The following is a 23,388-nucleotide window of genomic DNA, read 5'->3' as shown; positions in this document are numbered from 1 at the left end:
TACCGTGGGGGCATGGGTGAGAGCAGTCGGTGGATGGATTCCGACGACGCTCGCCGCCACGAGATGAACGCGTTCAGTCCGGCTGCTCCCTCGGACCGGTTCACCGAGGACCTGATCGGACTCGACCGCGACGATCCGGAGGCGATGGCGTTCGCGGCACATCTGGACCGGATGGAACGCCGTCGGCCGGATATGACGATCGAGGGTTCGCTGTCCGCGCTGGAGGAGTTCACCGACTCCGCCAATCGGGCCGGGGGCGGGCGGCGGCTGGTCGCCGTGGTGGTGGTCACACTGATCCTGACCGCGTTCCTGCTGTTGGTCTGGCACATTCTCGTGCTGGCCAGCACCGTTCTCTTCTAGGCGTCCGCAGCCGAAGATCGACTGAAGAACGGGCGCGTAGGCCGAGGAGGACTACCGTGATGAGCATGGAACCAGTCCGTGGGAGCACTCCGAAGGTCGTCAAGTCCGACGAGGAGTGGCGGGAAGAACTCACCCCGGTCGAGTACGCGGTCCTGCGGCAGGCGGGCACCGAACCGGCCTGGACGGGTGAGTACACCGACACCAAGACTCGGGGTGTCTACATCTGCCGGGCCTGTGGCGCGGAGTTGTTCAACAGCGACACCAAGTTCGAGTCCAACTGCGGCTGGCCGTCCTTCTACACCCCGTCCGACGGCGACAACGTGATCCTGCGCGAGGACCTGAGCTTCGGGTCGCGCCGGACCGAGGTGCTGTGCGCGAGCTGCCACAGCCATCTCGGACACGTCTTCGAGGGCGAGGGCTACCAGACCCCGACCGACCAGCGGTACTGCATCAACTCGGTGTCGATGAAGCTGCTGCCCGCCGAGTAGAAAACGCCACGGGCTTCGCTATCGCCCGCCGGACTGCAACCGCCCCTGCGAGCGTCTCCGTCTGAGGGCCATGAAGAGATCGACTCGATCGTTGGCGGTCGCGTTCTCCTTGGCCGTCCTGACGGGCTGTGGGGCGCAGGGCGGTGCGGGAACGGCATGCACGGCGATAGCCGGACGCACCGGGATCGGGCTGACGATCGCCGCGCAGGTGGCATCGGAGCTCTCCGGAGCCACGGTCCGGCTGTGTCAGGACGACTGTGTCGATATCGAGCTGCCGGTGTGCCGCGATGCGGGCGACTGCACGAGCAACGGGCTGCGCCCCGGTTCCGAGACCGTGGACACCGGCTGCTCGGGTGATGACCCCTCGGATGTCTGTGGAGCGTCGGCGGTGCCCACCGGGGAACTGACCGGATTCGTCGACTACACCGAACTGGCCACGGGCCCGGCGGAGGTCACGGTGACCCTGACCGACCGGCGGGACACCCAGATCCTCAGCGAGACCATCACGGCAGCCGCCGAGGCGACCTACCCGAACGGGCCGGACTGCGGAGCCCGCGGCGTCTCGGCCGCCGTCAGCGTCACCGATCAGGGTGTGCTGGTCGCGTCCTGACCCGCCCGGCGCCTACCGTGCCGACCGGCGGGTCGGCACGGCACAGCGGCAATCACGGCAGTCGGGAGACCAACTCGCCGATCGGAACGCGGATTCCGGTGTAGAAGGGCAGTTCCTCACGAACGTGCCTGCGCGCCTCGGTGGCCCGCAGCTCCCGCATCAGGTCCACGATCCGGTACAGCTCGGCGGCCTCGAAAGCCAGCAGCCACTCGTAGTCGCCCAGCGCGAACGAGGCCACCGTGTTGGCTCGCACGTCGGGGAACGGTCGGGCGGCCTTGCCGTGGTCGGCGAGCATGGTGCGGCGTTCGTCGTCCGGCAGCAGGTACCAGTCGTAGGAGCGCACGAAGGGGTACACGCAGAGGTACTTCTGCGGCTCCTCCCCCGCAAGGAAGGCAGGGATGTGCGCCCGGTTGAACTCGGCGGGGCGGTGCACGCCCACGCTGCTCCACACCGGCTCGGAGGCCCCACCGAGGATCGTGTGCCGGATGCCGTTGTACGCGGCCTGCACGGCGTCGACGTCCTCGGCGTGCCACCAGATCATGTAGTCCGCGTCGGCACGCAGCCCGGACACGTCGTAGACGCCCCGGACGACGACACCCTTATCGGCCAGGCCCGCGAGGTACTCCTCCGCCTCCCGGGCGGCCTCGGCTCGATCGGCGGGCAGCATGCCCTGCTCGATACGGAAGACCGACCACATGGTGTACCGAATGGACGAGTTGATCTCGTCCGCGTTCACGCCAGACATGACCTCATCCTCGCACCGCCTCGGCTGGGCTCGGAGCCGAGGTCAACCCCGAGGCCAACGCCGCGGCGGCCGATCGAGCGCCGCCGACACAGGCCGCCAGGCCGATACCGTCGAAGGACGCACCCGCCACCTCCAGACCCGCCAGACAGGCGACCTCGGCTCTGATTCGCCGCACCACCTCGACGTGACCGACTCCATACTGCGGCAGCGCACCGCCCCACCGGGTGACCAGGCTCTCCACCGGATCGGCCCGAATCCCCGTCAGCTCCGCTAGATCGGCGCGTACCGAGGCGATCAGCTCCTCGTCATCACGCTGCATCGTCTCGATCTCGCCGAAGCGGCCGATCGAGCCACGCACCAACAGCGGCGCCGAGGACTCCCGCCCCGCACCGAGGTGCTCCCACTTCCGGCTGGAGAAGGTGAACGCCTTGGCCGTGAACGGGGTCCCGTCGTCGTGCCGCTCGCCCTTGGCGATCAGCACCCCGCTGGCATCCGGCAGGGATGAACCGGGCGGCAGTGCCAGGCTGACCACGACAGTCGAGGCGACGTCGATCGCCCCATAGGCGGCGGAAGCGGCCGGGGCGGCCACGGAGAGCAGTCGGCGGGCCGCAGGCGGCGGCACCGCGAGCAGTACCGCGTCGACCTCCAGCAACTCCGGACTGGGGACCGCGCCGAAGGCCAGCCGCCAGCCGACATCACCTCTGGTGAGGGCGTGCACGGGCAGTCCGAGCCGGACCGTCGCACCGGCGGCCTCGGCCAACCGGTCGATCAAGCGGATCAGACCGCCGCGCAAGGTGCCGAAGACCGGCGGACGGACCTGTCCGGGCTGTGGCGCGGGCGGCAGGAGGCCCGCCGCAGCGTGCAGCACCGAGCCGTCGCCGTCCTCGATGGCCTTGGCCAGGGCGGGCATGGTGGCCCGCAGCCCCAACCGGTCGGCGCTGCCCGCGTAGACCCCGCCCAGCATCGGGTCGACCAGCCGATCGGTCAGCTCGGAGCCGAATCGAGCACGCAGCATCTCGCCGAGGGACACGTCCCCGCCGTCGAGCCGCAGCGGCGGCGCATCGGGCTCGCCTGCCACCCGGGCCAAGGCCTGCGGCGACAACACGTGACGCACCGACTCGACGGAGCCGGGCACTCCCTGCACAGTTCCGGCGGCGGGCAGCGCGACGGTCCGGCCACCGGCTCGTACCGTGGGCCCCGCCGAGGTCGGATTGACCAGATCGTCGGTGGCGCCGAGTTCGGTGAGTAGCTGGACGACCTCGGGCCTGCGCACCAGGAATGCCTCGGCACCGACGTCGAAGGCGCCACCGCCGAACTGCGCGGTGGCGAGTTTCCCGCCGAGACGGCGGCTCTGCTCCAACACCGTGATCCGTGCCGAGCGGCCGAGCAGCCGACGTAGCTCGTAGGCGGCGGTGAGTCCGGAGACGCCACCGCCGACGACCGCGACGTGCGGGCCCAGAGTCGTCCTGGTCACCGAGTTTCGACTTCCGGGCCTGCCCCGTCGGATGCGACGAGGCCTGCGCCACGCTCGTGGACCAACCGGACCACCTGGGTGATCATCTCGGGGTCGGTGTCCGGCAGCACACCGTGACCGAGATTGAAGATGTGTCCGCCCGCATGCCTGCCCTCGGCGAGGATGCGGTCGACCTCGCGCTCGATCGCATCCTCGCCCGCGAAGAGCACGGCCGGGTCGAGATTGCCCTGCACGACCGGGGCGGGTGCGTCCGGAGCGGCGGCCGACAGTCGGTCCGCGGCCACGTCCAAGGGCACTCGCCAATCGACGCCCACGACGTCGGCGCCCGCCTCGCGCATGGCGACCAGCAGTTCGCCGGTACCGACTCCGAAATGGATCCGGGGCACCCCCGCGTCGGCCAGTCCGTGGAGCACCTTCGCCGAATGCGGCAGGACGAACTCGCGGTAGTCGCGCTCGCTCAGCGCGCCCGCCCAGGAGTCGAAGAGCTGGACGGCGTCGACGCCTGCCGCGATCTGGCCCCGAAGGAATCCGAGGGCGACGTCGGCGAGACGATCGAGCAACGCGTGCCAGATGGCCGGCTCGGAGTGCATCAACGCCTTGGTGCGCTCGTGGTTGCGGCTCGGCCCGCCCTCCACCAGATAGGAGGCCAGGGTGAACGGCGCGCCGGAGAAGCCGATCAGCGGCGTGTCCTGGAGTTCTGCGGTGATGAGCCGGATCGCCTCGGCGACGGGCTCGACGCCCTTCTCATCCAGGACGGGCAGGGCCGCGACGTCGGCGGCCGTGCGCACCGGGGCGGCGATCACCGGTCCGGTCCCCGGCACGATGTCCAGGTCGACGCCGGAGGCGAACAGCGGCACCACGATGTCGCTGAACAGGATCGCGGCGTCGACGCCGTGGCGGCGCACCGGTTGCAGCGTGACCTCGCAGGCCAGATCGGGCGTGAGGCACGCCTGGAGCATCGGGATCCCCGCTCGCACCTTGCGGTACTCGGGCAGAGATCGTCCGGCCTGCCGCATGAACCACACCGGCGGACGGCTGGGACGACCGCCCGCAGCGGCGATCAGGAACGGGGCATCGGAGAGGTCCCTACGAGCGGGCACCAGCGCAGCGTTCGTCATGTCGTCCACCATTTTCCCACGAGTTGTGCCGGCCTTGCGGCGCGACCTGCGCCGAATGTGAGGTACGGCGCTCCAGCCATGATGAGATCACCGGGCCCCGCTCGGCGTGGCGAACCCCGCATCATCCCCGATTGCCTCTACAGTCGCGATTCGTGACCGGGATGACGCCAGTACCTGAGGTGTTCCGGCACGCCGTGAGCACCTTGAAGTCGGTTCGGCCTCGGTCGGAACTGACCTTCGAGGAGGTCCGGCCGCCGCAGCGCCTCGCTCCTTGGGCCTATGCACTCAGTGCCGAGGTGACCGGCCCGACCAATGAGTTCGCCTCCGGCAGGTTGGTGGTGCTCCACGATCCGGACAACATCGACATCTGGAACGGCGAACTGCGCGTCGTGGTCTATCTCCAGGCGGAGCTCGATTCGGAGTTCGCCAGCGATCCGCTGCTGCCGCAGGTCGGTTGGTCGTGGCTGACCGATGCCCTGGAGGGCTGCGGGGCACGCTGGACGACGCTCGGCGGCACGGTCACCGTGACGTCCTCGGCCCGATTCGGCGAGATCGAGGGTCCCGCGCACACCCATGACCTGGAGTTGCGGGCCTCCTGGACCGCATCGGACTCGGAGCTGGCTCCGCATGGCGAGGCGTTGTGCGAGGTGCTGGCCAGCGCTGCGGGACTGCCGCCGATCGGCGTGGTCGAGCTCCGCCCTCGCTGACGACGACCGTCGCGCGTTCCCCCGACCGGGCCGGGTTGCCGGCTCCCCGTGGTCCCTCTCCGTCGCCTCGCCCGGCTGTTTCGTCATGGTCGGACTTCTGAAGGCCGCTCGGGTGGGTGTAAATCGATCCGTCAGCCCGTTCTCGGGCACTGAAGGGCACCGTCGATCGACTGCCCTTCGTACGCGAACGGCTGTCGGTTCGAAGATCGTTGGATGGATCACACTCCACCGCGCGGCCTATCGAAGCCACGTCCGGCTGCCGATGCTTTCCATGGGCGCGGCAGGCAGGTGGGACGGCCGTGAGATGCCGAGGTCACTGGTCCGGTCGGGCGAGACGCGACTGAGCCCATCGGACGGCTCGGATGCCATCCACAGCGGGAGTCGCGGCGCAGGTCTGGACCAATGTCGGACACTAATGTCGTTCTTCGACGCCGTGGCGTTAGCCAGTCACGAGCCTGTACACCGATCGTGTTATCAGAAGTCACCTCGGTGACAACCCAATCGGGATAGATCGCACATTGACCGTCCCGCTGGCGCCGTTTGGCGGCTACGCTGCCCCAGTCGACACCACTTTCGGTCGATCAGTGGCGCGGCTGATTGACCGAGAGTCCCGGTGCCGGTCGGGGGGCACGACCGACTCCAGGGAGGTAGTGACGTGGCTGCCGTCGGCTTAGGTCAGGCCGTTCGTACCACGCCAGCCGGTGCTTTGCCGGCCAACATGGTCCCGCACCCGCGGGAAGAGCTGTTCTCGGTATTGGTGGTTGACGATCACCCGCTGCTCCGAGAGGCGATCGCCGCTCGGTTGCAGCAGATGGGCGCAGGCACCGTGCATGAGGCCGCATCGCTGGCCGAGGCCAGGGCGCGAGCCCTGGCGACAGGTCCGTGCGACCTCGCGATCCTCGATCTCGGGCTTCCGGATGGGAGTGGCATCGACCTGGTCACGGAACTCCGTGGCCATGGTTGGCCTCGGATCGTGGTCTTGGCGTCCTCTGACGACCCCTACGCGGTCAGGGCGGCATTTCAGGCAGGCGCTCAGGCGTACCTGCTGAAGTCCGCCTCACCGATGGTGGTCACCGATGGGGTTCGCAGGGTCCTCGACGGTGGCGTGTATGCCGATCCGAGCGTGGCACCCGTCCTTGCTGCGGGCACGCGTGTGCCGGGCACGGACAACACGCCGCGTGAGCTTTCCGCACGCGAGGTCGAGGTATTGCAGTTAGTCGCCGACGGTCGATCGAACAAGGAGATCGGCGAGGCGTTGAACCTGTCCGCACTCACAGTGAAGAGCCACCTGTCGCGGATCGGCCGAAAGCTGGGCACGGGAGATCGTGCCCAGATGGTCGCTCTGGCTATGCGCGCAGGTGTCATCAGATAAGTCCGGCGCCTTCTGGAGTCCGTGGTGTTTCACACGGCTCCAGAAGGTGCTCGCATCCCGTGTCGCATGACCTTGCTCGTCGTCGCCGTCGACTTCGACGTAGGGTCAGCGGCCGTGGATGCACACCGTTGCGAGCCCGCCTCCGAACCCGTCGGTCAGTCGGATCGGGAAGTCGTCGAGCTGACCGAACCCGCCGAAGGCGTACCGCCGGTGGTGACGGATGCCGCGGCGCTGCGGGTGGCCGCCACGGCACTCGCGGCGGGCACGGGTCCGATCGCGGTGGATACCGAGCGGGCCTCCGGCTACCGCTACTCCGCCAGGGCCTACCTGGTGCAGCTGCGCCGTGAGGGCGCGGGCACCGTCTTGGTCGACCCGATTCCGCTGCGCGGCAGACTCGCCCCGCTGATCGATGCGATCGGCGGTCAGGATTGGGTACTGCATGCCGCGTCACAGGATCTGCCCTGTCTCGCCGAGCTCGAACTGCGACCCGGCACGTTGTTCGACACCGAGCTAGCGGGCAGATTGGCGGGCTATCCGCGGGTCGCGTTGGGCGCGCTGGTCGAGCAGCAGCTCGGTTTCCGGTTGGAGAAGGGGCATGGCGCGGCGGATTGGTCCCGCCGTCCGCTGCCTGCCGACTGGTTGAACTACGCGGCGCTGGACGTGGAGCTGCTGCTGCAGCTCCGGGAGTCGCTGAAGGCGGAGCTGCGGTCCCAGGGCAAGCTCGAATGGGCGCTTCAGGAGTTCGAGGCCGTGCGCACCGCGCCGCCGCCCGCTCCGCGCCCCGAGCCGTGGCGTCGGACCTCCGGCATCCATCGGATGCACGCGCCCCGCAAGCTGGCGACGGTGCGAGCGTTGTGGCAGGCGCGCGACGAACTGGCCAGGACCAAGGACATCGCGCCGGGGCGGGTGCTCCCGGACAAGGCGATCATCGAGGCCGCGCAGACGCAGCCCGCCGACGAGGCTGCGTTGGTGGCGCTGCCGATCTTCGGCGGCCGGGCCCAGCGGCGACGCGCGGACGTCTGGATGACGGCGCTGCGGACCGCCGCCGCGCTACCGAACTCCGAGCTCCCCTCCTCCTCGCCTGCCAATGACGGCCCGCCGCCGCCCAACCGGTGGGCGGACCGCGACCCGGAGGCCGCCGCGCGGCTGACCTCGGCCCGGGCCTCGCTCACGGAACTGGCCGAGCACCACTCGCTTCCCGTGGAGAACCTGTTGCAGCCGGATCTACTACGCCGGACCTGCTGGACGCCGCCTGCCGACCGCAGCGTCGAGGGCACCTCGGCGGCACTGCGCGCCGGGGGCGCCCGACCGTGGCAGGTCGAGTTGACCGCCGCGAAGGTGAGTGAAGCGCTCGCCGCGACGCCCTGACGGGAAGCGGACGAAGTCCTCGCTACAGGGGTGCCGCCGTGGGTCGACGAGCTTCAGATTCGTCGACCCACCGATGCCGGACGGTCGTGCGCACCGTCCTCGGTGGTCGCGCATCGCGCCCTGGCGGCGGGACGGGGACTCAGGTGTCGGACGCGGTCTTCTGCGCGCGAAGGAGCTCCCAGGAGCGGCGGATCGCCTCGATCTGCGCGTCGTTGTACAGATGCGCTATCGACTTCTCCATGATCTCGACTGCTTCGGCCAGTCCTTGTCCACGGGTGCTATACGGCGGATTCTCGGGCGTTCGGGTGCGGGTTTGTTCGGCTAGCATCTCGGCAACGGCTTCTCGTTCTTTCCGATCGGCGTTGGGCGACAGCGCATCGAACGCTTCATCGACCGGAGTCCGCGGACTGGAATGGAGAATTTCCTGGAATGTCAGGACGGTCTCGGCGTCGAACAAACGCGACATGACGAGAAGCACGGCGAAGTCCTTCTCGGACAGCCCCGGCGGCTTATCGGAAAGTTGCAGAGCGAGATCCCCGAAGCTGCGGCCCGCCAGCGCACCTCGAACGTCTTCCCGCATCGCATTGAATTTATCGATGGCAGCCGTGAGTTCTCGCTCGGCTGCGGTCAGGGCCTCGTAGAGCTCGCTCGAATTGTCGTTCTCCAGGGCCGATGCCGCGCTAGCCGGCGAGAGGCCCAGTTCCGTAAGCCGTCGGATCCGAAGCAGCTGAAGCAGATGTTGTGCGCGGTACTGCTTGTACCCGTTGTGACCGCGCTCCGGTTCATCCAATAATTGAGCGCGGTGATAGTAGCGGATCGCCTTGGTGGTCGTTCCGGCGAGGTCGGCGAGTTGCTTGGTGCTCCACACGGCGTGCTTTCATCTTGATGACGGTGAGTTTGGCGCGCATTCGAGCGACCATGTTACGTCAATGGCCCGTGAGACTCGGCGGATCAGCCGAGCCGCACGGGCCCCACCGTCTTGGTTCTTCGCGTGCTCAGAGCGAGCAGCGCGCTCCGGCCGCTGGTGCGGTCAGGTCGATCAGGTAGTCGGCAATCACCTCGTTGATGCAGGAGTTGCCCGCGAGAACGGTCCCGTGCTGATTGCCGTCCACCGTCAGCAGACTGCCGTCGAGGGTCTCGGCGAGGCTGATACCGCCCTCGTGCGGTGTCGTGGCATCACCGGTGACGGAGATCGTCAACGTGGTCGGTAGATCCGGGATGTCGGTGGCGTACGGCCCGGGCAGGCCGGGTTCGCCGGGCCAGCCCTCGCAGTGCGACGGGATGCCGTCGCCGAGGTCCTTACCCGAGTCGAGGAAGGGGGCGGCAGTGATGAGCGCCGTCAGATACTCGGCGTTGGCCGCCGGGTCCAGCCGCTCCTCGTCGGCGCACTTGATCGCGAGTGACGCCTCCAACGAATCGTCGTAGGAGCCGTCGGCGCCGCGCCCCTGGTACCCATCCCGCAGGGCGAGCAGCGCATCGCCGTGGCCCTCCTGGAGTCGAGCCAGCGCATCGATGGCCACGGGCCAGATCTCCTCGCTGTACAGGCCGATGAGAATCCCGTCGATTGCGGCGATGAAGGAGAGCTCGCGCCCGTCGGACACGGGAAGCGGCGTGTCCAACAGCGGGCGAACGGTCTCATGCAGGACCGTCGCGGCCTTGGACGGGTCGGTGCCCAACGGGCAGGCTGGATCTGCCGCGCAGTACTCGGCCATCCCGTCGAAGGAACGCTGCAACCCGGAGAACTGGAGTATCCGCCCGTCGACGGTGCCCAACTGCGGATCGATCGCGCCGTCCAAGACCATGGCGCGGACATTCTGCGGGAACATCTCGGCGTAGACCGGCCCGAGACGCGTGCCGTAACTCGCCCCGACGTAGGTGAGCTGCTCGTCGCCCAGCGCCGCCCGCAGCACGTCCATGTCTCGGGCGGCATCCCGAGTCCCGAAGTGAGCGAGTGCGTCGCGTCCGCCGACGCTGTCAGCGCAGCGCTCGGCCAACGGAACGGGATCGACACTGCCGTCCCCGACCAGGGACCCCGGCGTGGCGTCGTCATCACGCATCGCGTCGGTGTAGCAGTCCAGGGCCGGTTCGGAGGCGCCGGTGCCCCTCGGGTCGAAGCCGACGAGATCGAAGTCCTCCCCGATCGGGGTGTCGGCCCAGGCTGCACCGAGCATCGGAGCCATGTGAGTGCCCCCGTAACCGGGTCCGCCCGGGTTGAGGACCACCGACCCCTGCGCCTCGCCGCGTGCCGGGACCCGCAGCACGGCGATACGTGCCGTCCCCCCGGCCGGATCCTCGTAATCGATGGGCACGCTGAGTCTGCTGCACTCGATCGTCGGATCCGAGGCGAAGGCCTGTTCGTCCAGCGGAGTGACGGCGAAACCCTCACAGCTGCCGAATTCCAATTGCTGATCGTAGAACTCCGCCGGGTTCGATTCGGCATTCGCGGCCGCAGGCTCGGAATCCCCGGAATTGCAGGCGACGGCGACGAGGAGAAGTGGGAGTACCGTAGCGATACGTTTCCACCGGCGCCGCCCGGGGTGATCCCCGGCTCGCGATTTATTCTTGGTCATGAACCCAGTAGAACTGCTTGCCCCAGGGCAGACTCAAGTTCGATGTCACATTGCGAGGATGGCGAACACCGGCAGCGCAAGGTTATTGATCACGTGCACGACGACGGCAGGCCAGATAGAGCCGCTGCGCCGCGCAATCTCTGCGGTCGCAATGCCGAAGACGACCGCACTCGGCAATGCGAGGTTCACACCATGAAAAAGCGCGAACACGATCGTGCTGGACAGGACCGCGACAACCGGTCCGTAGCGAAGCAATCCTCGCATCAGGACGCCACGGAAAAGCAGTTCCTCGCCGATCGGCACGAAAAGGGAGATGAACGCGAAGGTCAGGATAAGTGGGAGCAGGCCGCTCCCGGCCGCTTCGACATAGGGCAGCTGGGCCTCTCCGTCGATACCGAACACCGCGGCCGCACCCATGTTGACGAAGCCCTTGACAATGAAGGTGCCGACACCGACCGCAACGGCGATCAGCAGCCACCGCCACGTCGTGCGTGTGACGCCGAAGGCCGCCCAGCCTCGGATGCGCACGAGTGCCGCGACCGCGAAGCCCGCGAACGGAGTGAACACCGACCATGCCGCGAGGGCGAGCCCCTGCATGGCGGCATCGGCCTCCGACAACAGGCTGAGCAGGAGCGGAGTCGCCGCCAGAGCTGCGAGCGCGGTCAACACGCCTGCGATGATCTCGGGCCAGCCCGGGCGGTCGGGCCGCCCGGATCCCGGCGGGGCGAAGGGCGCGGAAGGCAGAGACTCTTGATTCATAGGCAGAGTAGAAAGCCATGCCCCGGGGCAGACTCAAACGCTATTGCCTGCGCCGGGCACCCGAACCACCGCTGGAGCGCATTGCGACCGATCGGGCGGGCCGAGCAGCCGCGTCGTTGGCGCCCCGACAGCGAGTTTCATGATTATCTACGCAGGGTAGTAATCCGGAGGCACTGACGGCACCCTGGAGGTGGCGGGTCATCCCGGCTGCAGCCATCGGATTCGCGCCGACGATCCGCCTTCACTCGTCGACGGGAGATCAGCGTGGACACTTCCGGACTCGTGATAGCGGGGTTGATCAGCGCCGGGGGCGCCGTGATCATCCTCGCTCTACTCATCGTGGTCACCACCGAGAGATGGAACCTCGGGCAGACCCTGATCTGGGTACTGGTGATCTTCGCCATTCCGGTACTCGGTGCGCTGGTGTTTCTGATCCTTGATCACCAGCGGAAGGTCTCGCTCGCGGGCATTGCGCAGCGCAGCGCGGCCGACGACGTCCCCACCGCGCCCTGACCTGCGCAGACGTCAAGGTAGGTTCGACGTGCTCCGGCCTGCCTGCAAATCTCGAACGGCTAGTCGCCAACCACTGGTTACCAGCCGGTAGCAAGGGCTAGAGTGATTGTTACCGGCGGGTAGCACGGCTGGCCCCTCACGCCACCGCGCCGCCTGCGAACAGCCGACCCCGAGCTTTTGAGGAGGAGCACGCCGTGGCCGCAAACGTCGCAGGACGTGCACTTCGGGACGTGGTCTTCGTCGACGGCGTGCGCACGCCGTTCGGCAAGGCAGGCCCGAAAGGCATCTATGCGGAGACCCGAGCCGATGACCTCGTCGTCAAGGCCATCCGGGAACTGCTCCGCCGCAACCCCCAGCTGCCTGCGGAGCGCATCGACGAGGTCGCCATCGCCGCCACGACCCAGATCGGCGACCAGGGTCTGACCATCGGCCGCACCGCCGCCCTCCTGGCGGGTCTGCCCCGCTCGGTCCCCGGTTTCTCGATCGACCGGATGTGTGCGGGCGCGATGACCGCCGTGACCGCGACCGCCGGCGGTATCGCGCTCGGCGCCTACGACGTCACCATCGCCGGTGGCGTGGAGCACATGGGCAGGCACCCGATGGGCGAGGGCGTCGACCCGAACCCCCGCTTCCTGGCCGACAAGCTGGTCGACCCCTCCGCGTTGGTCATGGGCCAGACCGCCGAGAACCTGCACGACCGCTTCCCGCACCTGACCAAGGCCCGCACCGACGCCTACGCCGCCGCGAGCCAGGAGCGGTTCGCCGACGCGGTCAAGGCCGGGAAGATCAGCCAGGACCTCGTGCCGGTGGCGACCCGTTCGAGCACGCTGGGCTGGGGCCTGGCCACCGAGGACGAGGCACCCCGACCGGGCACCACCGTGGAGACCCTCGCGTCGCTGCGTACCCCGTTCCGCCCGCACGGTCGGATCACCGCGGGTAACGCCGCAGGCCTCAACGACGGCGCGACCAGCGCACTGCTGGCCGCCGAGGAGACCGCCGTCGAACTCGGTCTGCCGGTCGCGATGCGGTTGGTCGGCTACTCCTTCGCGGGCGTCGAGCCGGAGGTGATGGGCGTCGGACCGGTGCCCGCCACCGAGAAGGCGCTGTCCCGGGCAGGCCTGAGCATCGACGACATCGGTCTCTTCGAGATCAACGAGGCCTTCGCCGTCCAGGTGCTGGCCTTCCTCGACCACTTCGACATCGCCGACGACGACCCCAGGGTCAACCAGTGGGGCGGCGCGATCGCCTGCGGCCACCCGCTGGCCTCCTCCGGCGTTCGGTTGATGACCCAGCTGGCCCGCCAGTTCGCCGAGCGTCCCGACGTCCGTTACGGCATCACGACGATGTGCATCGGCATCGGCATGGGCGGCACCGTGATCTGGGAGAACCCTGCATGGAACGGGGGCGACAAGTGAGCAGCACACTGTCCATCGAGGACCTCAAGGCGGCAATGCCCGACGAGGTCGTCACCCACGCGTTCACCCGGATCATCCGGGTACCGGGTCTGGACGGCCCGTTCGCGCTCATCACCATCGACAACGGGCACGACCACACCCGGCCGTCCACCCTCGGGCCGCAGAGCCTGATCAGCCTCGACGAGGCGCTGGACACGGCGTTCGCCGCCGAGCCTGCGGCCATCGCGGTCACCGGCAAGCCCTTCGTCTTCGCTGCGGGCGCCGACCTCTCGGGCATCGGCAAGCTCACCTCCCGGGATCAGGCGGACTGGATCGCCGCGACCGGCCACCGGGTGTTCCGCAGGCTGATCGACTCGCCGGTCCCCACCTTCGCCTTCGTCAACGGCGCGGCGCTGGGTGGCGGCCTGGAACTGGCGCTGTCGTGCCAGTACCGGACCATCGCCAGCAACGCGGGCGTGATCGCCCTGCCGGAGACCTTCCTCGGGTTGTTCCCGGGTTGGGGTGGCACCCAGCTGCTGCCCAACCTGATCGGCCCGGACGCGGCCGTCACGGTGATGGTGGAGAACTCGCTCAACCAGAACCGGATGCTCAAGCCCGCCCAGGCGGCGAAGCTGGGCATCGTCGACGTGCTGTTGGAGTCGGCGGACTACCTGGAACGGTCGCTGGACTGGGCCGCGGCCGTGGTGCGTGGTGAGATCACCGTCGAGCGTCCCGAGATCGATCGGGGTGCGGGCTGGGATGCCGCCGTGGCCAGGGCCCAGGCGTTGGTCACCGGCAAGACCCAGGGTGCGGCCCCCGGCCCGCAGCACGCCGTCGACCTGCTTGAACTGGCCAGGGAGAACAACCTCGACGTCGGCTTCGCCGCCGAGACCGAGGCATTGGCCGACGTGCTGATGTCCGACGAGACCAGAGCGGGCCTGTACTCCTTCGACCTGGTGCAGCGTCGGGTCAAGCGGCCTGCCGGTGCCCCGGACAAGGGCCTGGCCAGGACGGTCGGCAAGGTCGGCGTGGTGGGCGCGGGCCTGATGGCCAGCCAGCTCGCGCTGCTGTTCGTCCGACGGCTGAAGGTGCCGGTGGTCCTCACCGACATCGACCAGGCCAGGATCGACAAGGGCGTCGGATACGTCCACGCCGAGGTCGACAAGCTGCTGGGCAAGGGCCGGATCTCGCCGGACGAGGCCAACCGACTGAAGGAACTGGTCACCGGTTCGCTGGACAAGGCCGCCTTCTCCGACGCCGACTTCGTCATCGAGGCGGTCTTCGAGGAGCTGTCGCTCAAGCAGCAGATCTTCGCCGAACTGGAGGAGCACGTCTCCCCCGAGGCGATCCTGGCGACCAACACGTCCTCGCTGTCCATCACCGAGATGGCCGCGAAGCTACAGCACCCCGAGCGAGTGGTGGGCTTCCACTTCTTCAACCCGGTGGCCGTGCTGCCGCTGTTGGAGATCGTGCGCGGCGAGCGCACCGACGACGCCGCCCTGGCCACCGCCTTCGCCACCGGCAAGAACCTCAAGAAGTCGTGTGTCCTGGTCAAGGACGCCCCTGCGTTCGTGGTCAACCGGTTGCTCACACGCTTCCTCGGCGAGGTCATCCGCGCGATCGACGAAGGCACCCCCTTCGACGTCGCCGACCGCGCGCTGGCACCGCTGGGCCTGCCGATGAGCCCGCTGGTACTGGTTCAGCTGGTGGGTCCCGCCGTGGCGACGCACGTCGCCGAGACGCTGCACGAGGCGTTCCCGGAGCGCTTCGGTGTCAGCGAGAACATGCGGCGGCTGGTCGCTGCGGGCAAGCCCGCGGTGTGGACCTGGGACGAGCAGGGCAACCAGCGCATCGACCCCGAGGTGGCCGAACTCTGGCAGCAGGGTTCCACGGTGCTCACCGAGGAGGACGTGCGTCGTCGCGCGCTGTCGGCCCTGGCCGAGGAGTCCGCGATCATGCTCGACGAGGGTGTGGTCGCCGAGGCTCAGGACCTCGACCTCTGCATGATCCTGGGTGCGGGTTGGCCGTTCTGGCTGGGCGGCATCACGCCGTATCTGGACCGGGCGGGGATCTCCGAGCAGGTCAACGAGCGCAGGTTCCTCGCACCCGGAGTCGCTTCGCCCAGTAGCTGACGTCGTCCGCGACTCGCGGGCCACCGGCTTCGGTCGAACGTCGAACGCCCCGTCCACCCGGATGTTCTCGGGTGGACGGGGCGTTCGTCGGCTGTGGGCCTAGTCGTCCTCGTTGAGATCGCGAAGGAACCGTTCGGCGGCGGCGGTGGCCGGGCCGCCCGCGTCCCCGCCGTCCTCGACGAAACTGGCCAGGGCCACATCGCCCTGCCAACCGACGAACCAGCTGTGGCTGCGCGGCGGGTCCTCGGTGCCGTATTCGGCGGTACCGGTCTTGCCGTGCACCGGCTCGCCGGGCACCTCCGCCAACCGAGTCGCGGTGCCGTCGGTGACGACCTCCCGCATCATCGTGTGCAGACCGTCGACCGCCTCCTGGTCCAGCGGCTCCCCGAGTTCCTCGGTGACGGCGGGCTGATCCGGCTCCACCACCAACCTCGGCTGCTTCCACTTTCCTGCGGCGACGCCTGCGGTGGCGGCGGCCATCGTCATGGGGCTGACCGTGGTCTCACCCTGACCGAAGGCCGAGGCGGCCTGGGCCGAGGCCGTCTCGGTGTGCGGCACCGAGCCGGTGAAGACGTCGATGCCGACGCCCCAGTCGCCGCCGATGCCCAGATCGGCCGCTGCGCGGGTGAGTCCGTCGGTGCCCAGTTCCGGGGCCAACGCGACGAAGGCCGTGTTGCAGGAGCGCGCGAAGTCCTCCCGGAAGGGCACCTCACCCAAGGGCTCCGGGAAGGCGTTCTTGATGGTGTAGCCCTCGACCTCGATCGTGGCCGGGCAGGCGACGGGCTGATCGATGTCGACGGAGCCCTGTTCCAGCAACGCCAGCGCGCTGACCATCTTGAAGGTGGAGCCGGGCGGCACGCGGCCGTGCAGCGCGACATCGCCGTAGCCGCCGTCGGGGCCGCCCGCGACCGCGAGTACGTTGCCGTCGCTGATCCGCACGGCCACCAGTGCGCTGAGCCTCGGCTCGGCGGCCAGGGCCCGGTCGGCGGCGTTCTGCACCTCGGCGTCCAGGGTCAGGGTGATCGTGTCCCCCGCGACGGGCTCCGAGCTGTACAGCTCGCGTTCGGTTCCGTCGATCAGGACCGTGACGCCCTCGGTGCCCCGCAGTCGCTCGTCCAGAGTCCGTTGCAGGCCGCTGAGGCCGACGATGTCACCCACCCGATAGCGGCCGGGGTTGTCCTCCATGATCTCCTCGGTCACCGGGCCCGCGCTGCCGAGGAACGCCCTGGCGAACTCCCTGGTCGGGGCCAGTTCCATGGTCTCCTCACGGAAGACGGTGCCGGGCTGCTCGTAGATCTGGTCGCGGATCTCCCGATAGCGCTCCTCGCGAAGCGTGACCACCTCCACGAAACTCTCCGGATCCGCCGAGGCGATCCGGTCCGGGAGGTCACCGGTGTCGACCCCGTCGGCGGCCAGCGCCGCGCCGAGGACGTCCGCGAGTGCGACGGCGTCGGTCACGGCGCTGGGCTGCACGCCGACCACCACCACGGGCCGCGCCGCCACGATGGGCTCGCCGTCCAAGTCCACGATCTCACCGCGTTGCGCCGAGGCGGTCTGCGTCCGCAGCCGTTCGCCGTCCACGAGATCCGGATGGATCGCCCCCACATCGAGGGCGATCCGCCAGTCATCGCCCTGCTGGCGCAGGTCGAGGGTGCTCTCGTACTCCCATTGCCCGCCCGCGCCCAGATCCCAGGACACATCGAGTCGAGCCTCGGCCGATGCATCGTCGATGGTGATCTCGCCGACGGATATCTGGCTCACCTCGCCGCTCACCTTGTCGACGATCTCGTTGTACCACTCCTGGGCCTCTTCGCCGGAGTGGTCGAGATAGGCGGGTCCGTCGAGGTTGCCCGCCTGCCAGGCCTCGGCGAACTCCTCGGCGGCGGCCTCCGCACCGGATCGACCGCTGGAACACGCGGCGAGTCCGCCGCCGATCAGAATCGCGACGCCGGCGATCACCGCCGACCGTCTACCAACGCGCATCTGGAAACCTCTCCTCGACAGCCGGATCACCAAGGCCGCGCGACGGCGATCGCCACCACACAGGCCGCCTTCGTGAATCGCCCCCGAGCGAAAGCACGATCTATCTGACTAGCAATAAGACGCACCGGACCATTGACGGGTTTGCACCGACATAGTCGGCTTTACCACAGCCAAACAGAGCAGCCTGTGGTATGTGCCTACGTTATCGCGCCTGCGGGTATCCGCAGAAGTGCGCCATGGTGGACGGTGGAACATTCTCGACCGAATCCCGGTTCGCGCGGGGCAAACCCACCGGGTCGACGTTGCCGCGGATCACGCATCGGGGCAGGCAGGCTCACCCGTTCGCCGGTCGACATCCGAGCCGGTCAATGCTCTGCTGCGCCGGAGTAGCGGACGCGGCGGGCGGGCCTAGGCTTTGCCCCGAAGCTGCAGAGAGGAACGTGGAAATGGCCGAGCAATGGTCTACCGTCGATGCGATCGCCACCGCACGAGGCCTTCTCGAACAGGCACTTCCCGGGTGGGTTCGCCCCAGCGCTTTCGGATTGGGCGGTGTGGTCGACGGTGTCGCCTCGTTCCCCGCCGTCAACGTCGACGAGGGTTTCCTGTCGGCTGTGGTGCTGGCCACGGTGTGCGGCCATTCGGCGGGCACGGCCGTCTATCCGGTCGACGCGGCCACTCTCGACGAGGCCATCATGATGCTCAGCCCGGCCGAGGCATGTCGGGACTACGACCATCCCAATCTCGCGGCCTGGCGCGAGATCCGCGAGACGCTGGCGCATGGTGGCTCGGCGGTCGCGGTCTTCGTCGGCGACCAGGCGGACCCGATCGTCGACGAGCACGACGAACGGTTCCGCGCCGCGCTGGCCGCCCGGTGAACACCGCGCGGCGACGACTCAGTTCAGCGGAGTGAGCCGCTCCGTAGCGAAGATCAGGCCGTGGCCCGGTGCGGTCGCCGTGTGCACCACCGGGGCCTGCACCGTCACCCCGCTGGGCTGGGCGAGCGCGCCGAGCGCCTGGAACGATGCGTTGTCGATGTCCTCCACCATGGACACCGCACCGACGCACATCGCCAACTGACCGGACAGCTCCGGAAGCAGATGTGGGGCGGTCGGGACCCCGAAGGTCGCGGCCAACTCGGCGATCCGTAGGAACGGGGTGATCCCACCGACGCGCACGGCGTTGGGCTGCACGAAGTCCACCGCTCCCGCCGTGAGCGCGTCCCGGAACTGGTAGACGGTGCGAAGGTTCTCCCCGACGGCCACCGGAACCGGTACCTCGGCACGCAACCGAGCCAGTCCGGGCAGTTCGTCGGCCAGCAGCGGTTCCTCGATCCAATACGGGTCGTAGGCGGCCAGGGACCGGATCGCCCGCACGGCGGTGGGGTGATCCCAACGCTGATTGGCGTCGATCATCAGCAACCGATGCTCGCCGAGGATCCCGCGAACCTCGGCCACCCGTTCGAGATCCCGTTCCAGCTCGGGGGAACCGACCTTGATCTTCACCGCACGCTGGCCTGCCGCGACGAACCCGCGCACCTGATCGAGGAGTTCGTCGAGTTCGTAGTAGAGGTTGACGCCGCTGCCGTACACCCCGACGCTCTCCCGGCGCCTGCCGATGAAATCGACCAGGGGCAGGCCCGCCGCCTTCGCCCGCAGATCCCACAACGCGATGTCCACGGCGGCGATCGCCATCGTGGTGATGCCGCCCGAGCCGCCCTCGTGCAGTCCGGCCCACCAGCGATCCCACAGCACGCAGGCAGGCGCGAGTTCGGCGCCCACGACCAGCCTGGGCAGATCGTGTTCGAGCATGGCGAGCACGGAATGCGCGCCGACCAGCGGTGTCCAGCTGAAGCCGGTGCCGGTCTGCCCGTCCTCGGTGCGAATCGTGGTGACGATCAGATGGTGTTGGTCGACGCCCGGACCCCACGATCGCTCCAGCGGCACGGTGTAGGCCTGGCTGGTCAGCTCGGTGATGCGCATGCGGTCGTGCGTCCCCTTCTCGAACAAGGCGTCGTGGTCTCGACGAATCGGCGGTGTTGTGGGCCCTACCGGAGTTCGGTGCGCCAACTCCGCTTCGCCCGCCAACCGAGCAGCCGCTCGGCCTTGGCGCTGCTGAAGGCGGGAGCCGTGCCGGTCAGCCCCGAGGCCGACTCCGCCGACACCCCGGCGTGCTCGGGGAGCAGCCGAGCAAGCGGCTCCCTGGCCAACGCGTCCTGCGCGCCTGCGAAGAAGACCTGTCCCGGCGGGATGTCTCGTGCCTTGGCCAGCAGCGCGGCGACGAAATCACCGGCGTCACGGGCGTCGAGGTAGTTGAACAGCGACACCGAGGCCAGTTCCGGCCGATCCAGGCGCTGCTCGATCGTGTCGCCGGTCTGGGTCGGCGCCCCCGACCATTCCTCCGGCGAGACCACGAAGCAGGGCCGGAAGGCGTGGCAGGCGATGCGATCGGGCCAACGCCGCGCGAAGGCCTGGATCGTCTCCTCCGCGACGACCTTGGACAACGCGTAGGCGTTCCACGGCTTGGTCGGATGCTCCTCGTCCAGCGGCAGGTAGTCAGGCTGCCAGCCCGCCGGGTTGCCGTAGCCCATCAGGGTGGGGCTGCTGGCTGCGAGCACCGTGCCGACACCCAGGTCGGCTGCGGCCTGGCACACGTTGAAGACCATCTGTGTGTTGGTGCGGAAGGTCGCAACGTCGGTGCGCAGGAACGGGACGGGCACCGCCGCGAGGTGCACGATCGCGTCCGGCCGGTACCGGGCGACCGTGCTGAAGCACTCGCCGGTGTCGAGCAGGTCCACCGCGAAGGACTCGTAGGGGACCTGCCCGGCGGGTGGGCGGACCAGGTCGACGCACACGGGTTCGTGGCCTGCTTCGGCCACTGCGGTCAGCACGCTTCGCCCGAGTCTGCCGCTGCCTCCGGTGACGAGCACCCGCACTGGTCGACCTCCTGGTCTCGTTCTGGCCTGTGTTCTCGCTCTTCACACACCTGACACCACGCATCGGCTGTGTCCGTCCATGGTGTCCGAATGCAGGATCCCGGTTCGACGGACGCAGGGGCAACCGCCGAACCGGCACGCATCCCTAGGGTGCGATGGGTTGGATCTCCACCCGGCTGCCACTGCGCGAGGACTGCAGTCCCGCCTCGGCGAGCTGCACGCCCCGTGCGCCTGCCAGGAAGTCGTACGGGAAGGGGGCGTCCTCGCAGACGTGCCGGAGGAACATCTCCCACTGGACACGGAAGCCGTTCTCCAGCTCGCCGTTGTCCGGCACGGCCTGCCACTGGTCGCGGAAGGGCTCGGGCTGCGCGACGTCCGGGTCCCACACCGGCTTGGGAGTGGCCGAGCGGTGCTGCACGCGGCAGGAACGCAGTCCGGCGACGGCGCTGCCCTCGGTGCCGTCGACCTGGAACTCCACCAGCTCGTCCCGGTTGACCCGGACCGACCAGGAGGAGTTGATCTGCGCGATGATCCCGCCTTCGAGCTCGAAGATCCCGTAGGCCGAATCGTCTGCGGTGGCGCGGTATTCCTGGTTCTGCTCGTCCCAGCGGCGGTCGATATGCGTGACCGCCTTGGCGGTGACCGCCTCGACCGTGCCGAACAGGTCCTCCAGCACGTAGTGCCAGTGCGGGAACATGTCGACGACGATGCCGCCGCCGTCCTCGGCCCGATAGTTCCAGCTCGGGCGCTGAGCGGGCTGCCAATCGCCCTCGAACACCCAGTATCCGAATTCGCCGCGCACCGAGAGAATGCGACCGAAGAAGCCGCCCTCGACGAGCCGCTTGAGCTTCATCAGGCCGGGCAGGAACAGTTTGTCCTGCACGACACCGGTTTTCACGCCTGCCGCCTTCGCCACCTTGGCCAGGGCGATCGCACCCTCCAGGGAGGTGGCGGTCGGCTTCTCGGTGTAGACGTGTTTGCCCGCCTCCACGGCCCGGCGCACCGCCTCCTCGCGCGCGCTGGTCACCTGCGCGTCGAAGTAGATCGACACGTCGTCGGCGGCCAGGGCCTCACCGAGGTCGGTGGTCCACCGATCCAGCTTGTGCCGCCTGGCCAATTCGCGGAGCTTCTGCTCGCTGCGCCCCACGAGGATCGGCTCGGGCATGACCCGTGTCCCATCGGACAGCGCGACGCCGCCCGCCTCCCGGATGGCCAGGATCGAGCGGAGCAGATGCTGGCGATAGCCCATCCGTCCGGTGATCCCGTTCATCGCGATACCCAGCACTTGAGTGTCCATACGTCCTTACCTCTCAGCAGGAAAGCGCTTTCCACCGTAACCGGTGCGCGACCGCGCGCCAAGCCCCGACTTGGTGAGCGCGCAAGTAGTCCGACACCAGCTCTGATCACGAGTCCGTCTTGTTTCGGCCGTGTGATTGACACCACCGGATAGGCCGCCTAGTTTTCGGTAAACGCTTTCCAGAGTGCTCGGTCACCCTGGCCGGCACTTGTCCTAAACAGGAGGCCCGGATGGGTGTGCAGCGACGCTCACCGTTACGACGGGGAAGATCGGCGCTCGCGGTGATCGCAGTGGCTGGACTGGTAGCGGCTTGCGGTGGCAACGGCGGCGATGGCGCCGACGGTCAGGTGGAGTTGCGATTCACCTGGTGGGGTAGTGATGATCGTGCGGAGATCACCGAGGAGGCTGTTGCGTTGTTCGAGCAGCGGCATCCGAATATCACGGTGAACACGTCGTATGCGGCGTTCTCGGGGTATTTCGAGCGGTTGGCCACGGAGGTGGCCGGGGGTAACGCTCCTGATGTGATCCAGATGGATTATGCGTATCTGCGGGAGTACGGGGATCGGGGGGTGTTGGCGGATTTGCACGAGTTCGATGAGGACGTGTTGCGGACCGCGGATATCACCCCGTTGCTGGCGTCCTCGGGTGAGATCGAGGGCAGCATGTTCGCGTTGCCGATGGCGCAGAACACCCATGCGTGGGCGTATAACGAGCAGGCGTGGGCCGAGACCGGGGTGGAGTTACCGGCCGAGGGCTGGACCTGGGACGAGTTGTTGCAGCGCAGTCAGGAGCTGACCGAGGCCTCGGGTGGTGAGACGTTCGGGACCACGGACTTCGGGTGGTCCTGGGAGACGTTCCAGGTGTGGTTGCGTCAGCAGGACAAGGACCTCTACACCGAGGACAACCAACTCGGCTTCGACCGCGACGACCTGACCGCCTACCTCGAACTCCTCGACGAATTCCGCAGCACCGAGGCATCGACCCCGGCCAACATCACCTCCGAGATCGATGGCGCGGTGGAGAACTCCCCACTGGCCCAGGGCACGGCCTTCGCCGACTTCACCTGGGACAGCACCGCGGTCAGCTTCTTCTCGGTGTTGCCCGACGGCATCAATCTGGCGCCGATGCCTCGGATCGAGGGCAGTGACCGGGTCGGGCAGTTCGCCAAGCCCGGCATGCTGATCAGCATCGCAGCCAACAGCGAGCACCCGGAGGAATCGGCCGCCCTGGTCGACTTCCTGCTCAACGACGTCGAAGCCGGACAGATCCTGGGCACCTCCCGAGGCATGCCCGTCAACACCGAGGTCCGCGAGGCCGTCGGCGCCGAACTCCAAGGCCCCGACCAACTCGTCTACGAATACGAGGAGGCCCTGGCCGACCAACTCGAAGAACCCCCGTCCGCCCCACCACCGGGCAACAGCGCACTCAAACGCGAGTGGCAACGCCTCAACTCGGTGGTCGGCTTCGGACAACTGTCCATCGACGACGCGGTGGACCAGTTCCTAGAACGCGCTGAGCAAGAGCTCTGAGGAGAGCCCGTTGTGCGGGTGCGGTCGCCATCGGCGG

21 protein-coding genes are annotated in these 23,388 nt (G+C 68.4%); 11 read left to right on the top strand and 10 right to left on the bottom strand.

Translation table 11 applies throughout. The features are described from left to right. The first annotated feature begins 12 nt into the window (after nucleotides 1-12). The 3 genes from BKA25_RS06680 (at nucleotide 13) to BKA25_RS06670 (ending at nucleotide 1,458) form a co-directional block, all read left to right on the top strand. On the top strand, nucleotides 13-360 hold the full coding sequence (locus tag BKA25_RS06680; RefSeq protein WP_375791844.1) for a hypothetical protein: 348 nt from the start codon (nucleotides 13-15) through the stop codon (nucleotides 358-360). A 65-nt stretch (nucleotides 361-425) separates the two neighbouring features. Further along, on the top strand, nucleotides 426-848 hold the full coding sequence (gene msrB, locus BKA25_RS06675; protein ID WP_069853959.1) for a peptide-methionine (R)-S-oxide reductase MsrB: 423 nt from the start codon (nucleotides 426-428) through the stop codon (nucleotides 846-848). A 70-nt stretch (nucleotides 849-918) separates the two neighbouring features. Further along, nucleotides 919-1,458 (top strand): hypothetical protein, encoded by a 540-nt coding sequence (locus BKA25_RS06670; RefSeq protein WP_157421203.1) that lies wholly within the window; start codon nucleotides 919-921, stop codon nucleotides 1,456-1,458. A gap of 52 nt (nucleotides 1,459-1,510) precedes the next feature. Here the strand turns inward: BKA25_RS06670 and hemQ are convergent, their stop codons facing one another. From hemQ to hemE, 3 genes are read right to left on the bottom strand one after another with little or no spacing between them, the layout of a single operon-like run. Then, the gene (gene hemQ, locus BKA25_RS06665; protein WP_069851257.1) at nucleotides 1,511-2,203 is read right to left on the bottom strand and encodes a hydrogen peroxide-dependent heme synthase; all 693 of its coding nucleotides are present in this window, start codon (nucleotides 2,201-2,203) and stop codon (nucleotides 1,511-1,513) included. Between the two features lie 4 nt (nucleotides 2,204-2,207). After that, entirely contained in the window at nucleotides 2,208-3,677 is a 1,470-nt protein-coding gene (gene hemG, locus BKA25_RS06660) for a protoporphyrinogen oxidase (protein WP_084643298.1), read from the bottom strand. Next, nucleotides 3,674-4,795, bottom strand: coding sequence for a uroporphyrinogen decarboxylase (gene hemE / locus BKA25_RS06655; RefSeq protein ID WP_069853961.1), 1,122 nt, complete (start codon nucleotides 4,793-4,795; stop codon nucleotides 3,674-3,676). Before hemE ends, hemG begins: the two co-directional genes overlap by 4 nt. A gap of 161 nt (nucleotides 4,796-4,956) precedes the next feature. Between hemE and BKA25_RS06650 the strand changes: the two genes are divergently transcribed. The 3 genes from BKA25_RS06650 to BKA25_RS06640 all read left to right on the top strand — a co-directional run bounded on the left by BKA25_RS06650 (nucleotide 4,957) and on the right by BKA25_RS06640 (nucleotide 8,242). After that, nucleotides 4,957-5,502, top strand: coding sequence for a DUF3000 domain-containing protein (locus BKA25_RS06650; protein ID WP_157421204.1), 546 nt, complete (start codon nucleotides 4,957-4,959; stop codon nucleotides 5,500-5,502). 655 nt (nucleotides 5,503-6,157) lie between these two features. Further along, nucleotides 6,158-6,874: a response regulator gene (locus BKA25_RS06645; RefSeq protein WP_035272912.1), complete on the top strand. Its 717-nt coding sequence runs from the start codon at nucleotides 6,158-6,160 to the stop codon at nucleotides 6,872-6,874. Between the two features lie 66 nt (nucleotides 6,875-6,940). After that, the gene (locus BKA25_RS06640; protein WP_084643299.1) at nucleotides 6,941-8,242 is read left to right on the top strand and encodes an HRDC domain-containing protein; all 1,302 of its coding nucleotides are present in this window, start codon (nucleotides 6,941-6,943) and stop codon (nucleotides 8,240-8,242) included. Nucleotides 8,243-8,381: 139 nt separating this feature from the next. On the opposite strand, the gene BKA25_RS06635 is transcribed toward BKA25_RS06640, so the two are convergent. The 3 genes from BKA25_RS06635 to BKA25_RS06625 form a co-directional block, all read right to left on the bottom strand. Further along, complete coding sequence (locus tag BKA25_RS06635) at nucleotides 8,382-9,110, bottom strand: helix-turn-helix domain-containing protein (protein ID WP_069851260.1); 729 nt, start codon at nucleotides 9,108-9,110, stop codon at nucleotides 8,382-8,384. Nucleotides 9,111-9,237: 127 nt separating this feature from the next. Beyond that, nucleotides 9,238-10,812 (bottom strand): alpha/beta hydrolase, encoded by a 1,575-nt coding sequence (locus BKA25_RS06630; protein WP_069851262.1) that lies wholly within the window; start codon nucleotides 10,810-10,812, stop codon nucleotides 9,238-9,240. 45 nt (nucleotides 10,813-10,857) lie between these two features. Beyond that, the gene (locus BKA25_RS06625; RefSeq protein ID WP_216637752.1) at nucleotides 10,858-11,481 is read right to left on the bottom strand and encodes a CPBP family intramembrane glutamic endopeptidase; all 624 of its coding nucleotides are present in this window, start codon (nucleotides 11,479-11,481) and stop codon (nucleotides 10,858-10,860) included. Between the two features lie 354 nt (nucleotides 11,482-11,835). Here BKA25_RS06625 and BKA25_RS06620 point away from each other — a divergent pair, with 354 nt between their 5' ends. The 3 genes from BKA25_RS06620 (at nucleotide 11,836) to BKA25_RS06610 (ending at nucleotide 15,610) form a co-directional block, all read left to right on the top strand. Beyond that, nucleotides 11,836-12,084 carry a PLDc N-terminal domain-containing protein gene (locus BKA25_RS06620; protein ID WP_172803848.1) on the top strand — a complete coding sequence of 83 codons (249 nt, stop codon included), beginning with the start codon at nucleotides 11,836-11,838 and terminating at the stop codon, nucleotides 12,082-12,084. A 194-nt stretch (nucleotides 12,085-12,278) separates the two neighbouring features. Then, the gene (locus tag BKA25_RS06615) at nucleotides 12,279-13,499 is read left to right on the top strand and encodes a thiolase family protein (protein WP_069851269.1); all 1,221 of its coding nucleotides are present in this window, start codon (nucleotides 12,279-12,281) and stop codon (nucleotides 13,497-13,499) included. Between the two features lie 35 nt (nucleotides 13,500-13,534). Next, complete coding sequence (locus tag BKA25_RS06610) at nucleotides 13,535-15,610, top strand: 3-hydroxyacyl-CoA dehydrogenase NAD-binding domain-containing protein (RefSeq protein ID WP_236751005.1); 2,076 nt, start codon at nucleotides 13,535-13,537, stop codon at nucleotides 15,608-15,610. A gap of 99 nt (nucleotides 15,611-15,709) precedes the next feature. Here the strand turns inward: BKA25_RS06610 and BKA25_RS06605 are convergent, their stop codons facing one another. Beyond that, nucleotides 15,710-17,593: a penicillin-binding transpeptidase domain-containing protein gene (locus BKA25_RS06605; protein ID WP_069851273.1), complete on the bottom strand. Its 1,884-nt coding sequence runs from the start codon at nucleotides 17,591-17,593 to the stop codon at nucleotides 15,710-15,712. 446 nt (nucleotides 17,594-18,039) lie between these two features. Here BKA25_RS06605 and BKA25_RS06600 point away from each other — a divergent pair, with 446 nt between their 5' ends. Next, nucleotides 18,040-18,468, top strand: a complete 429-nt coding sequence (locus BKA25_RS06600) for a hypothetical protein (RefSeq protein ID WP_069851275.1) — start codon at nucleotides 18,040-18,042, stop codon at nucleotides 18,466-18,468. 18 nt (nucleotides 18,469-18,486) lie between these two features. Here BKA25_RS06600 and BKA25_RS06595 read toward each other — a convergent pair whose 3' ends face one another. The 3 genes from BKA25_RS06595 to BKA25_RS06585 form a co-directional block, all read right to left on the bottom strand. Further along, entirely contained in the window at nucleotides 18,487-19,572 is a 1,086-nt protein-coding gene (locus BKA25_RS06595; protein WP_069853963.1) for a mandelate racemase/muconate lactonizing enzyme family protein, read from the bottom strand. 65 nt (nucleotides 19,573-19,637) lie between these two features. Further along, the gene (locus BKA25_RS06590; protein WP_069851277.1) at nucleotides 19,638-20,525 is read right to left on the bottom strand and encodes an NAD-dependent epimerase/dehydratase family protein; all 888 of its coding nucleotides are present in this window, start codon (nucleotides 20,523-20,525) and stop codon (nucleotides 19,638-19,640) included. Nucleotides 20,526-20,670: 145 nt separating this feature from the next. Continuing rightward, nucleotides 20,671-21,822 carry a Gfo/Idh/MocA family protein gene (locus BKA25_RS06585; RefSeq protein WP_069851279.1) on the bottom strand — a complete coding sequence of 384 codons (1,152 nt, stop codon included), beginning with the start codon at nucleotides 21,820-21,822 and terminating at the stop codon, nucleotides 20,671-20,673. A gap of 290 nt (nucleotides 21,823-22,112) precedes the next feature. On the opposite strand from BKA25_RS06585, the gene BKA25_RS06580 reads away from it, so the two are divergent. Further along, a complete protein-coding gene (locus BKA25_RS06580) occupies nucleotides 22,113-23,351 on the top strand; it encodes an ABC transporter substrate-binding protein (protein WP_236750349.1) in 1,239 nt (412 codons plus the stop codon). Nucleotides 23,352-23,388: the final 37 nt, after the last annotated feature.

The sequence above is a fragment of the Actinoalloteichus hymeniacidonis genome, assembly GCF_014203365.1.
Taxonomy (GTDB): Bacteria; Actinomycetota; Actinomycetes; order Mycobacteriales; family Pseudonocardiaceae; genus Actinoalloteichus_A; species Actinoalloteichus_A hymeniacidonis.
Note: the sequence above shows the minus strand (reverse complement) of the source record. Positions and strands in the feature narration are given on the sequence as shown.